Origin of the sequence: Bacillus sp. FSL W8-0770 (assembly GCF_038008705.1) — a bacterium.
Lineage (GTDB): Bacteria > Bacillota > Bacilli > Bacillales > Bacillaceae_G > Bacillus_A > Bacillus_A cereus.
The window spans coordinates 4,916,138-4,929,171 of the sequence record NZ_JBBOZR010000001.1 but is presented as its reverse complement, the minus strand read 5'-3'; the positions used below and the strand labels follow the sequence as shown (position 1 = coordinate 4,929,171).

The following is a 13,034-nucleotide window of genomic DNA, read 5'->3' as shown; positions in this document are numbered from 1 at the left end:
GATGTATTATACAGTATGTAAAGTGACGTGTATAGTAAATCTGTTAAACCATTCGAAGGGTGTTAAATTAGAAGAGGAGTATGTTTCATGAAGGGAATTAAACTTATATTTAAAGATTGGAAAGCGATGTGGCACCATAAACATGGACGTATCGCTTTAATTTTTTTATTAATCGTTCCGTTAATTTATTCAGGATTCTTTTTAGCTGGGTATTGGGATCCGTACGGAAAATTAGATAAATTACCTGTTGCGGTTGTGAATTTAGATAAGGGTGCTGCGATGGATGAAAAAACAATTCATGCAGGAGACGATTTTGTTAAAAATTTAAAAGAGAATAAGGAATTGGCTTTTCATTTCGTATCAGAAAAAAATGCGGATGAAGGGTTAAAAGAAGATAAATATTATATGGTTGTTACGATTCCGGAAGATTTCTCTAAAAAGGTAAGTACACTTATGAATGAGAAACCAGAGCCAGCAAAGTTGCAGTACAAAGTAAATCCAGGTAAAAACTTTGTAGCGGCTCAAATTGGAACGACAGCTGTTGAAAATATGAAAACAAAAATCTCAAACAGTATTACGAAATCTTATACAGAAGGTGTCTTTTCAAAGTTTCAAGATTTGGCACAAGGGTTGAGTGATGCAAGTAATGGTGCTGGGAAGTTACATGAAGGAACGACCGATGCAAAAAATGGAGCGAATCAGCTTGCGGATGGTATTGATCGTTTAAGTGATGGGACATCGAAATTGAAAGAAGGAAGTGAAAAGCTTGCATCCAGTCAATCTGCTTTAACCGGGGGAGCAAATGAGCTGAGTCAAGGAGCGACATCACTTCATAGTGGTATGGAGTTATTAGCACAAGGTGAAAAAACGTTACAATCAGGAATTAGTGAATTAAGTGCTGGTACAAATGAATGGGTGAATGGAAATGAAAAACTTGCTGAAGGGCAAGCGAAAGCGGACAATGCGGCAAATAGTGTAAAACAACAATTAGAAGAGTACGTGAAAAATCATCCGGAAGTGCAGCAAGATCCCGCTTTTCAAAAAATTGTTGCTACGTCTAATGGACTAGCTAAAGCAACAAGTACTTTAAATAATAGTCAACAACAATTGACACAAGGTGCGAAGAAGCTAACTGATGGTCAACATAAGATTGAAGAAGGCATGAATACATTCGGAGTTAAGTTAAATGAAGCTACTGCTGGAACGAAAAAGATAGCAGATGGTGCATCGAATTTGGCTGATGGATTTACGAAGTGGGGAAATGGATTTACATCATTGCAAGAAGGTGTAAACCAGCTTGCGAGTGGTGGAACGGAGCTGAATAACGGTGCTAGTAAATTAACAAATGGACTTGTTAAACTTGATGATGGTGCGAAAGAACTTTCTACGAAATTAGGAGAGGGCGCAGAGAAGATAGCGGATGTTCGTAATGATGATGCACGCAATACGATGTTCTCAGAGCCAGTTCAGTTAGTGAAGTCAACAGTTTCTGACGTTCCTAACTACGGCTCAGGCATTGCACCATATTTCTTATCACTTGCATTTTATGTTGGCGGAATTATGGCATCGAATATTTTACCTCTTGGCCGCAGACAAAACATGAAGGTAAGCGGAACGGTACATTTTATTAATAAACTAGGATTGGTATATTTAATTGGACTTATTCAAGCTCTACTCGTAGATGTAGTTGTGCTAGGTGTTATGAAATTAGAAGTCGCAAGTGTGCCACTCTTTGTTTTATCAAGTATTGTTATTTCCTTTACGTTTATGACATTTATTCTTATGCTAGTAACAGTATTTGGTCTTGTTGGAAAGTTCTTAGCGGTAACGCTTCTTGTCCTGCAATTAGCGACGAGCGGAGGTACTTTCCCAGGAGAATTAAACATAGCTGTTCTTAGCAAAATTGGACAGTTTCTCCCAATGTCTCATTCTCTTAGAGGATTACAAGATGTTATCTCTTTAGGAGATTGGTCGCAATTACAAATGCAAATTTTAATATTGTTATGTTATCTCGTTGTTGCCGGTGGAATTGCTTGGGTCACGAGCCATATACAGCATAGAGAAACGAATGCAGAACAAGTTTCTTAAAATGAAATAAGCTATCCGATTTTTTCGGATAGCTTATTTTTTATTTGCGTTCCATTACTGCAAAGTAATTATTTTCATTATCAGCAAAGTTGAATGCTCTACCAGTAGGTAAATCTACAACCTGTCCAACTGTGACATTTTTCTCAGAAAGATCTTTATATAGACGGTCTAAGTCATTTGAGAAGAACATAAGTGAAGGCGTATTTAGGTTTAGTTCAGGTTGCATCTTCGCGATTAACGCTTTATCGTGAAGGACGATGCTTGTTCCTGCTTCTTTCGCCGGTGCAATTTCAATCCAGCGGAATCCGTTTCCGTTATTTTCTTCCGCAATGATTTGGAACCCTACTTTTTCTGTCCAAAATTGTACTGTTTCGTCTTGGTTATTTACATATAGCATAATTTGTCCAACTTGATTAATCATAGGTGTCTCTCGCTTTCTTTTTATATGCGTATTATTATATCAAATATATGGCTTGAATAGTTTTTTATGATTTTTTCGTAATACAACCTTCGTCCATTTCATCTTTGTTGTAGGAGAAGGCCCTGTAATCCAAGTATGAAATGGTATTGTGCTACAAATGACCATTGTTGAAATAGAGATAATGGCCGTTAACACAAATAGTAATAGGGCATATAATATAGTATTTTCTTGCAGTGTGAATAAGGAAAGAAGTTTTGTGCATAGTTGCAAGAAGAATAAATGAGCTAAATAAGCACCATACGTGTAATTACCAATGAAACGTAACGTTTTATATAAGAAACCACGACGCTGTACTATCATAATAGATAACACATACAGTATGATAATTTCGCATACGATATATAAAAACATAGATGGTTTTAAATAGGTAGAAACAGTTAAATGAATAGAGTTTGCTCCGTAAAAACTAAACAACTCATAATTGATGAATAAAAATAAGATGAAAAATAATATTGTTATAAGCGGGATATGTTTCATGACGAATAGACGCCAAGTTTTTAGTGCTACAGCGGCAATGCCGCCCATAACGAAATAGAATGAGTAGAATAGAAATGATCGATCTGTATAATGTAAAATTGTTGAACTTGTTAATTTTTCTCCATTAAAAATATAGTGAGAAGAGAACCACATTAATAGAAAATATAGGCAAGCGAAAAAGGTCATATATTTATATATGTCTTTTTTATTTTCTGTTCGTTTTTGAAACCAATAAAAAAGTGTGCATAGTAAAGGGAACAATAAGTGAATTTGGAACATCATAATAACGTACCAAAGATGGGGAGCGGCTGTTCCGAGTAATAAACTTTTTATTCCACTTTGTAATGTAATAAGATCGTTTGTTGTTAATAAGTAAAGAATAGACCAAAAGAAATACGGAATGAGTAAGTGTATCGCTTTTTCGGAAATATATTCTTTATATACTAATTGCTTTGTATAGTGACGAATTAAGTGAAATCCAACGATAAATATGAATGCTGGTGCTGAGAATTTTGCAAGATTAAATAGCATGCCCATAATGAGGGATTGCTCAAGTAAGACATTTCCTTGATTCATTGTATATAATAAGGAACTTTGCAAAACGACAGCGAGAAATGCAATGCTTTGCAAAACTTTAAATTCTGGTGCGCTTTGTGTCATTATTTCCATCTCCTGTTCCATACATGATTATAGTACGGAGAATGGATAATGGATGTGGAATATTTGTGAAGGTTTTAACAAATTTGTGGCGGAATGGATTAACAACAAAGAAAGAGGATGCTCGTTTGGAGCATCCTCTTTGTATTTATTAAGCAAATTTGTTTTTGATCCAGTTCTTACCTTCTACAAGGCGAGCTGTCATTACGGCACAAGCGTTATCTGCTGTTACGTTTAACATCGTTGCAGGAGGATCAATGATTGTACTGATTGCTGCGATAATTGGCAATGCTTCTGGCGGGAAGCCATATAAAGAAACGATTAACATTTCACCAATCATACCGCCGCCTGGAATAGCGCCCATTACTGTTCCTACTAATAGAGAAACAACAAGTGCGATTGCTAATGTTTTCGGTCCTTCGAATTCCATGTTGAAAATACCGAATAAGAAAGCAATTTTTAATACGCCGCCTAAAACAGAGCCGTCTTTATGAAGAGTAGAACCAAGAAGGACAACTGTTTCACGAACGTCTGAAGAAATACCCATTTTCTTTGTTGCTTCTAAGTTTGCTGGAATACTTGCGGCACTACTACAAGTTGCAAGTGATGTAACTGTAGGAGAGACCATGTTCTTCCAAAATACTTGTACACCTTGTTTGCGACCTGCAAGGTATGCATAGAATGTGAAGAATACAAAGAAATAAATGAGAGAAGCAGGATAGTATACCATTGCTGCTCGGAAGTAAGTTCCAAGAAGTTGTGGTCCGAATTCGCCAACTAATGCTGCGAAGTAAGCAGCAAGTCCGATTGGAGCGTAGTACATAATGAAAGATACAACCTTCATTGAAATCTCTGCACCAGCTTGTAGGAATGTAGCAAATGGCTTTCCTTTTTCGCCAACTGCTGAAGTTGCAATCCCCATTAAGATAGAGAAGAAAATAAGAGCTAACATATTTTCACGAGATAGTAACTTCGAGAAGTCAGATACTGTTAAAATACCGACGATTTGATCTGCAACACTAACAGCTTTGCCGGCTTTGTCAGGTTGTGTTAGTTCTAGTACAACACCTTGTGCTGGCGGGAATACTTTCACGACAATAATCATAAAAATAGCAGCTAAAATACTTGTAAATAAGAAAGTCCCAGCCATACTAGACATAATTTTACCGAAACGTTTTAATCCATCCATATTAGCAATAGACGATGCGATGCTAAAGAACACTAGAGGTACAACAATCGTAAACATTAAGTTTAAGAAAATGTCACCAAGCGGCTTTAAAGCAACTGCATCGGCACCCATGAAATAACCAATGAAACCACCAATTAGGATAGAAGATAATAAAATAAGTGGAAAGCGATATGCCTTCATAAATATATCCTCCTATCAATTAAAAAAATCATACTGAATCATTATAGCGAGTTAGGGGCCCCTTTACTAGGAGAATACGGATAAATGGAATAGCGTGAAAATCAAGAAATTTTTGTTTTTAAGCTCGGCATACAGCAGGAAATCTAGACATATATATTTGTAACCTAGTGGTGGCAAGGAGTGCACCATAACTTAGGTAGAGAAAAAGGGGGAGGGAAGCGGGATGAATATTTTACTTTGCTGTGCAGCGGGAATGTCTTCCAGTTTGATTGTTACAAAGATGGAGAAAGCAGCAGAGGCAAGAGGGATAGAAGTAACAATCTGGGCAGTATCAGGTTCTGAAGTGAATAGTCATATTGATAAAGCTGATGTCCTTTTACTTGGACCGCAAGTACGTTATTTATTACCGAAAATGAAAGAACTATGTAAGGATAAAGGGATACCTGTTGATGTCATTCAATCTGTTCATTACGGACTTTGTAATGGAGAAGCTATCTTGCAAGCAGCTTTGTTAATGAAACCATGAGGAGAGTGGGATAGATGATACGGTTTTTAGAGAAGTATGTGATGCCGGTAGCAGGGAAGGTTGCAGAGCAGAGGCATTTACAAGCAATTCGAGATGGAATTATTTTAACGATGCCTTTCTTAATTATTGGATCGTTTTTCCTCATTATTAGTGCACTGCCGATACCGGGATATAACGATTTTATGGCAGGTTTGTTTGGGGAGAATTGGCAGCGAGCTTTAGGGTATCCAGTTAGTGCAACTTTTAATATAATGGCTTTAATAGCTGTTTTTGGAATCGCTTACAGACTTGGAGAGTATTATAAAGTAGATGCTTTAGCATCCGGGGCATTGTCGCTTGTGACGTTTTTACTTGCGACTCCATTTCAAGTTGCATATATTATACCAAGTACAAAAGAAAGTGTACTTGTAGAAGGCGCTATCCCAGCTGCATTAATGGGAAGCCAAGGGTTATTTGTAGCAATGATTATTGCACTTATATCTACTGAACTTTATCGGTTTATTGTACAAAAAAAGATAATTATAAAGATGCCAGAGACAGTTCCACCAGCTGTCACGCGTTCATTTGCAGCACTTGTTCCAGGATTTATTGTTGTAACAGTTATTTGGATTTTACGCTTAATTATAGAAAATACTTCTTTTGGCAGTATCCATAATATTGTAGGACAAATTTTACAGGAACCGCTTAGTGTACTTGGTGCTAGTCTTTGGGGCGCAATAATAGCAGTTATTCTCGTTCATGTTCTTTGGTCTTGTGGAATTCATGGTGCTACTATTGTTGGTGGTGTAATGAGCCCCGTTTGGTTATCGTTAATGGATCAAAACCGAGTTGCTTTTCAAGCTGGGCAAGATGTACCAAATACGATTACGGCACAGTTTTTTGACTTATGGATTTATATGGGCGGTTCTGGTGCAACGCTTGCTCTAGTTGTCGGAATGTTACTATTTGCGCGAAGTCAACAATTAAAAAGTTTAGGGAGATTGTCAATTGCACCTGGTATATTTAATATTAATGAGATGGTAACTTTTGGTATGCCGATTGTGATGAACCCACTTTTACTAATTCCATTTATATTAGTTCCAGTCGTGCTAACAATTGTTTCTTACTTTGCAATGGAATGGGGATGGGTTGCACGTCCGAGTGGGGCCGCTGTACCTTGGACGACACCTATTCTTTTTAGTGGATATTTAGGATCGGGCGGGAAAATTTCAGGTGTTATTTTGCAACTTGTTAACTTTGCGCTAGCATTCTTCATTTATTTACCGTTCTTAAAAATATGGGATAAACAAAAACTGGCGGAAGAAAAGGGGGAGTAAAGAACTACAATGGATACGATAGAGACGAAAGCTTTTCATTTAATCTTGCATGGGGGAAACGCGAGAAGTTGTTCAATGGAAGCAATTGATTGTGCGAAGCGTGGGGAGTTTACAGAAGCTGAAGCTAAATTACAAGAAGCACTAGAGGAATTAAAGGAGGCGCACCGTGTACAAACGGAGCTTATCCAGAAAGAGGCTGGTGGCGAAAAGACCGAAGTTACTCTTTTAATGGTACACGCGCAAGACCATTTAATGAATGCAATTACGGTGAAAGAATTAGCGAGTGAGTTTGTAGAGTTATATAGGAAGATGTCGGTGGATGAATGAACCTTGCTTATGCAAGGTTTTTTTATTTCACTAAATAGTGGGTTAAAATAATGAATTATTTTTCATTGAAAAAGTTTTTTTAGTGTTTTTTCATATTAAACACAACTAGACGACTAAACACTAATCTATTTTCATACAGTTATGTGTTAAAAGCGTGTTGTTTTATAACACACTGTGTGTTTTTTGGACGACACACTAATTGAAAGCGTTAACACACAAAGAAAATGCTCGAAAAAGCACTGATTTTAGTGGTTTTAAAAAGTTGGCACGCTAATTGCATTAATAAATAGCGTAAAGAAAAATAAATAAACATAAATTTTTTATACTACACAAGGGGGATTTTCAAATGAATATTTTATTATGTTGTTCAGCAGGGATGTCTACAAGTTTACTAGTTACAAAAATGGAAGCGGCTGCAAAAGCTCGCGGTCTAGAAGGAAAGATTTGGGCTGTATCTGGGGATGCAGTAAAAAACAATATCGACCAAGCAGATGTGTTATTACTAGGACCACAGGTTCGTTACATGCTCTCTTCAATGAAAACGCTTGCTGACGAGAAAAATGTTGGAATCGACGTTATCAATCCAATGCACTACGGCATGATGAATGGAGAAGCAGTTTTAGATCACGCATTAACACTTAAAAAATAATTAGGGGGGAAGCGAAATGCAAAAGTTTATTGCATTTATGGAGAAATATTTAGTTCCAGTCGCAGGTAGAATTGGATCGCAGCGCCACTTAGTTGCAATCCGTGACGGATTTATCGCAGTTATGCCTCTTATTTTAGTTGGATCATTTGCAGTACTTATAAATAACTTACCAATTGATGCTTTCCAAAACTTTATGAAGGGCACATTTGGTGACGCTTGGAAAGATGTCGGTGGCGGTATGTGGACTGGTTCCTTTGCTATACTCGCCCTCATAGTCGCAGTTGGGATAAGTTACAATTTAGCGAAATCTTACGGCGTCGATGCGTTGTCAGCAGCAATCATTACATTCGGTGCATTAATTATTATTTCTCCGACAACGCCAAAAGAAGGCGGTATTGATTTAGCGTGGACAGGGGCACAAGGTCTATTCGTTTCCATTATAGTGGCTCTTCTTGTAACAGAAGTGTTTAGATTCTTTGTTCAAAGGGATATTACAATTAAAATGCCAGATGGTGTTCCACCGGCAGTAATGAAATCATTCGCAGCGTTAGTTCCAGCATTCGTTATTTTGATTGTAACAGCAGGTATTCAATTAGCTGTGAAACTTGCGGGAACAAGCATTCATAAAATGGTATTTGAAACAATTCAATTACCATTACAAGGTTTAGCGGGTACATTACCAAGTGCAATTATTATTGCTCTACTTATTCACGTATTATGGTTCTTCGGATTACATGGTCCAAATATTATTGGGGGGATTATTGACCCAATCTATTTACCAGCATTAGAGAAAAATATGAAATTATTTAATGATGGTATGTCTGCATATGACGTACCGCATATCTTCACAAAACCATTCTTTGATGTATACGTATATATCGGGGGATCGGGTGCAACGTTAGCATTCTTAGTGGCAGTAATGCTTGTAGCGAAAAGTGCGCAGCTTCGCGGTGTAGGCCGTGTATCTATCGGTCCTGGTTTCTTTAATATTAACGAACCAGTTATTTTCGGTACGCCAATTGTATTAAACCCAACGTTAATTATCCCGTTCGTACTTACACCAGTTGTATTAGTTATTACTTCTTATACAGCAATCACTTTAGGATGGGTACCAAAAACAGTTGCGTTAGTTCCATGGACAATGCCACCAATCTTTAGTGGTTATCTTGTATCGGGCGGAAGCATCGCTGGTGCAGCACTACAAGTGGTGAACTTTGCTATTGCGGTAGTAATTTACTATCCATTCGTATTAATGTGTGACCGTACTTATGTACAGGCTGCAAAAGCTGAAACAAAAGGAAGCGACAATTCAGTATCACTTTAAAAAATATTATTCTGGCGAGTTCCTATAGCTCGTCAGAATAATTACCTTTATATCATGTTCAAAAAGATGAAAAACATCTATATGAACACTAAACTATCATTAATAAATTCATACTTTAATAGACATGTTCAAACTGAAGGGGTATTTAAATCGGTTGAACCTTATAGAGAGGGCGGTAATTATGATGACTACAGCAGAACAAATTCCATTCCAATTGATTTTAAATAGTGGTAACGCACGAAGCTTTGCGATGGAGGCACTTCAATTTGCCAAACAGGGGAAAATGGTAGAAGCAGATGAAGCGATGGTAAAGGCGAAAGAAGCGATTAATGAAGCGCATCATTTCCAAACAGAGCTCATACAATCAGAAGCAAGAGGAGAAAAAACAGAGGTTAGTGTTCTTTTAATTCACGCACAAGATCATTTAATGAATGCGATTACAGTGAAAGAATTAGCAGCAGAGTTTATCGATCTTTATAAAAAGCTTGAAGCGAAAGGGGAATAAAGCATGACTGGAATTAAAATTGCTACAATCGGCGGTGGATCTAGTTATACACCAGAGTTAATTGAAGGATTTATTAAGCGTTATGATGAGCTTCCTGTTCGTGAAATTTGGTTAGTAGATATTGAGGCAGGAAAAGAAAAGTTGGAAATAGTTGGTAACTTAGCGAAACGTATGGTGAAAAAATCAGGTTTACCAATCGAGGTACATTTAACACTTGATCGCCGTGAGGCATTAAAAGATGCAGACTTCGTAACAACACAACTTCGCGTTGGTTTATTAGAAGCACGTGCAAAAGATGAAGCAATCCCATTAAAATATGATGTAATCGGTCAGGAAACAAATGGTCCTGGTGGTTTATTTAAAGCGTTGAGAACGATTCCTGTTATTTTAGATATTTGTAAAGATATGGAGGAGCTCTGTCCGAATGCATGGTTAATTAACTTTGCAAATCCAGCTGGTATGGTAACAGAGGCAGTTCTTCGTTATACAAATATTCAAAGAGTAGTTGGTCTATGTAACGTTCCAATCGGAATTCGTATGGGTCTTGCAAGATTACTTGAAGTAGATGCGAGTCGTGTTCACGTTGATTTCGCAGGTTTAAATCATATGGTATACGGACTAGATGTATACTTAGATGGCGTAAGTGTAATGGACCGTGTGTTAGAGCTTGTGACAGATCCAGAAAAACAAATTACGATGGAAAATATCGCAGCGCTTAACTGGGAGCCAGACTTTATTCGAGGACTTCGTGCGATTCCATGTCCATACCATCGTTACTACTACAAAACACGTGAAATGTTAGAAGAAGAAAAAGAAGCTTCTGTTGAAAAAGGTACACGTGCAGAAGTAGTAAAACAATTAGAAAATGATTTATTTGAGTTATATAAAGACCCGAATTTAGATATTAAACCACCACAATTAGAAAAACGTGGCGGAGCTTATTATAGTGATGCAGCATGTAGCTTAATTACGTCTATTTACAATAATAAAGGTGATATCCAGCCTGTTAATACACGAAACAACGGAACAATTGCAAGCTTACCACATGATTCAGCTGTTGAAGTGAACTGTATTATTACGAAAGAAGGCCCAAAACCAATTGCAGTTGGAGATCTTCCAGTACCAGTTCGCGGTTTAGTACAACAAATTAAATCATTCGAGCGCACAACAATTGAAGCTGCTGTTACAGGGGATTATCATAAGGCGCTGCTTGCTATGACAATCAATCCGCTTGTACCATCAGATAAAGTTGCAAAACAAATTTTAGATGAAATGTTGGAAGCACATAAAGAGTATCTTCCACAGTTCTTTAAAAAGGTAGAGAAGTAAAAGCGGCGCTATTTAGCCCGCTTTTTTTATTCTATTAGGAGGTATTATGATGATTAAGTTAATTGTAAATGCAGATGATTTCGGTCTTACAGAAGGTACAAATTACGGCATTATTGATGGTCATATAAATGGACTTGTAAATTCAACGACGATGATGATGAATATGCCAGGAACAGAGCATGCGGTACGCTTAGCGAAAGAGTATAACCTACTCGGAGTAGGCGTACATCTCGTATTAACAGCAGGGGAGCCACTTCTTGGAGACGTACCATCACTTGTAGGTAGCGACGGATCGTTTCATAAACAAAGTGTTGTAAGGGAAGGGAATATAAATCCAGAAGAAGTTGAGAGAGAGTGGACTGCTCAAATTGAGAAATTCCTATCTTACGGATTAACACCAACTCATTTAGATAGTCATCATCATGTACACGGATTACCGATCTTACACGATGTTCTTGAGAGATTAGCAGCTAAATATAATGTTCCAATTCGTCGTTGTGGGGAAGATAGAGCGGTGCATCCATTTTCTGATGTATTTTACAGTGACTTTTATGCGGATGGTGTGACGGAAGATTACTTTGTGAAGTTAAAAGAAAGAGTACAAGGTGAACAAACGGTAGAAATTATGGTTCATCCAGCTTATATTGATCCAGAGCTTGTGAAGCGTTCTTCTTACGTAATGGATCGTGTGAAGGAATTGCGTATTTTAACAGAGAGTGAGTTGCCTGAAGGGATAGAACTTGTGAAGTTTTAATAGAAAAACGACGGCTACATCATGCCGTCGTTTTTTATTTACAAAATGGATAGAATATATCCGCCAAAAGCTCCAAGTATAACGATAACCCAAGGTGGTGTTTTCCAAAAAGCTAGTAAGCAAAAAAGAAGCGAAGCGAAAACGAAATCTGAAGCATTTATAATTGTACTCGTCCAAATGGGATCGTAAAAAGCGGCAATTAAAATACCGACAACAGCGGCATTGACTCCAAGTAGTGCGCCTTGTATGAATGATATTTTTCTCACGCTGTTCCAAAATGGTAAAACACCAATAACGAGTAAGAAAGCAGGGAGGAAAATTGCAATTGTTGCGATTGTTGCCCCAAGCGTCCCGTTTAACACTGCTCCTATATAAGAGGCGAATGTAAATAGTGGTCCTGGTACTGCTTGTGTTAATCCGTATCCAGCTAGGAACTGTTCTTTCGTCATCATGCCGTTTTGTACGAACTCACCTTCAAGAAGGGGCAGCACGACGTGTCCTCCTCCAAATACAAGTGCGCCAGAGCGATAGAAACTATCAAATAAAGCGATGTAATAAGAGAACGGCCTTAATATTGGTAGCAGTAGTAATAGTCCAAAGAATAAGACGAGGCAAGAAACTGCTATCTTTTTTGAAATAGGTACTCTTATATTTTGAGATTGGCTAATTGGTTGGTTGCGATATAAAAACCAACCGATAAAGCCACATATTATAATAAGGATGACTTGTGTCCAACTACTTGGCCATAATAAGGCGATTGCGGCAGTTACAATCGCAATCGTTGCACGATTTCGATCTGGAGTTAACTTTCGCGCCATTCCCCATATGGCATGAGCGACAATAGCGACTGCTACAAGTTTTAGTCCATGAATCCAGCCAGCACTTCCAAGATCGAACTGATTAAGGAATGAGGCGAAGAAAACTAAAACAAGGACAGACGGTAAAGTGAATCCAATCCATGAAATAATAGCTCCTAATAGACCGCCCCGTAATAATCCAACCCCCATACCGACTTGACTGCTGGCAGGACCGGGAAGGAATTGACATAGTGCTACTAAATCTCCATAGCTTCGTTCATCCATCCATTTTCTTTTTTGCACGTATTCGTGGTGGAAATAACCAAGATGAGCGACAGGACCGCCGAATGAAGTAAGTCCTAATTTAAATGAGACGAGAAAAATCTCTAATAATGTGTGAAAGGTGTATTTGTTTTTTTTCAAAATAACCTCCTA

13 protein-coding genes are annotated in these 13,034 nt (G+C 37.7%); 9 read left to right on the top strand and 4 right to left on the bottom strand.

The genetic code is table 11. The features are described from left to right. Nucleotides 1–87 precede the first annotated feature (87 nt). Complete coding sequence (locus tag NST27_RS25495) at nucleotides 88–2,088, top strand: YhgE/Pip domain-containing protein (protein WP_000676208.1); 2,001 nt, start codon at nucleotides 88–90, stop codon at nucleotides 2,086–2,088. Between the two features lie 40 nt (nucleotides 2,089–2,128). Here the strand turns inward: NST27_RS25495 and NST27_RS25490 are convergent, their stop codons facing one another. The 3 genes from NST27_RS25490 to NST27_RS25480 all read right to left on the bottom strand — a co-directional run bounded on the left by NST27_RS25490 (nucleotide 2,129) and on the right by NST27_RS25480 (nucleotide 5,072). Next, complete coding sequence (locus NST27_RS25490) at nucleotides 2,129–2,509, bottom strand: VOC family protein (protein WP_000610162.1); 381 nt, start codon at nucleotides 2,507–2,509, stop codon at nucleotides 2,129–2,131. A 39-nt stretch (nucleotides 2,510–2,548) separates the two neighbouring features. Next, nucleotides 2,549–3,706, bottom strand: coding sequence for an acyltransferase (locus tag NST27_RS25485; RefSeq protein WP_000194317.1), 1,158 nt, complete (start codon nucleotides 3,704–3,706; stop codon nucleotides 2,549–2,551). A gap of 148 nt (nucleotides 3,707–3,854) precedes the next feature. Further along, nucleotides 3,855–5,072, bottom strand: a complete 1,218-nt coding sequence (locus NST27_RS25480; RefSeq protein WP_000649376.1) for a dicarboxylate/amino acid:cation symporter — start codon at nucleotides 5,070–5,072, stop codon at nucleotides 3,855–3,857. A gap of 223 nt (nucleotides 5,073–5,295) precedes the next feature. Between NST27_RS25480 and NST27_RS25475 the strand changes: the two genes are divergently transcribed. The 8 genes from NST27_RS25475 to chbG all read left to right on the top strand — a co-directional run bounded on the left by NST27_RS25475 (nucleotide 5,296) and on the right by chbG (nucleotide 11,802). Further along, entirely contained in the window at nucleotides 5,296–5,598 is a 303-nt protein-coding gene (locus NST27_RS25475; RefSeq protein ID WP_001023554.1) for a PTS sugar transporter subunit IIB, read from the top strand. Between the two features lie 14 nt (nucleotides 5,599–5,612). Beyond that, nucleotides 5,613–6,914: a PTS cellobiose transporter subunit IIC gene (gene celB / locus NST27_RS25470; protein ID WP_000617782.1), complete on the top strand. Its 1,302-nt coding sequence runs from the start codon at nucleotides 5,613–5,615 to the stop codon at nucleotides 6,912–6,914. 9 nt (nucleotides 6,915–6,923) lie between these two features. Further along, on the top strand, nucleotides 6,924–7,241 hold the full coding sequence (locus NST27_RS25465; protein WP_000379645.1) for a PTS lactose/cellobiose transporter subunit IIA: 318 nt from the start codon (nucleotides 6,924–6,926) through the stop codon (nucleotides 7,239–7,241). A gap of 346 nt (nucleotides 7,242–7,587) precedes the next feature. Continuing rightward, entirely contained in the window at nucleotides 7,588–7,890 is a 303-nt protein-coding gene (locus NST27_RS25460) for a PTS sugar transporter subunit IIB (RefSeq protein WP_001023563.1), read from the top strand. Nucleotides 7,891–7,906: 16 nt separating this feature from the next. Beyond that, nucleotides 7,907–9,214 carry a PTS cellobiose transporter subunit IIC gene (gene celB / locus NST27_RS25455; protein WP_001168848.1) on the top strand — a complete coding sequence of 436 codons (1,308 nt, stop codon included), beginning with the start codon at nucleotides 7,907–7,909 and terminating at the stop codon, nucleotides 9,212–9,214. A gap of 181 nt (nucleotides 9,215–9,395) precedes the next feature. Then, the gene (locus tag NST27_RS25450; protein ID WP_000989059.1) at nucleotides 9,396–9,719 is read left to right on the top strand and encodes a PTS lactose/cellobiose transporter subunit IIA; all 324 of its coding nucleotides are present in this window, start codon (nucleotides 9,396–9,398) and stop codon (nucleotides 9,717–9,719) included. A 3-nt stretch (nucleotides 9,720–9,722) separates the two neighbouring features. Beyond that, complete coding sequence (gene celF, locus NST27_RS25445) at nucleotides 9,723–11,048, top strand: 6-phospho-beta-glucosidase (RefSeq protein ID WP_000145762.1); 1,326 nt, start codon at nucleotides 9,723–9,725, stop codon at nucleotides 11,046–11,048. A gap of 49 nt (nucleotides 11,049–11,097) precedes the next feature. Further along, nucleotides 11,098–11,802: a chitin disaccharide deacetylase gene (gene chbG / locus NST27_RS25440; protein WP_000593488.1), complete on the top strand. Its 705-nt coding sequence runs from the start codon at nucleotides 11,098–11,100 to the stop codon at nucleotides 11,800–11,802. Between the two features lie 38 nt (nucleotides 11,803–11,840). On the opposite strand, the gene NST27_RS25435 is transcribed toward chbG, so the two are convergent. Next, nucleotides 11,841–13,022: a chromate transporter gene (locus NST27_RS25435; RefSeq protein WP_000739826.1), complete on the bottom strand. Its 1,182-nt coding sequence runs from the start codon at nucleotides 13,020–13,022 to the stop codon at nucleotides 11,841–11,843. Between the last annotated feature and the right edge of the window lie 12 nt (nucleotides 13,023–13,034).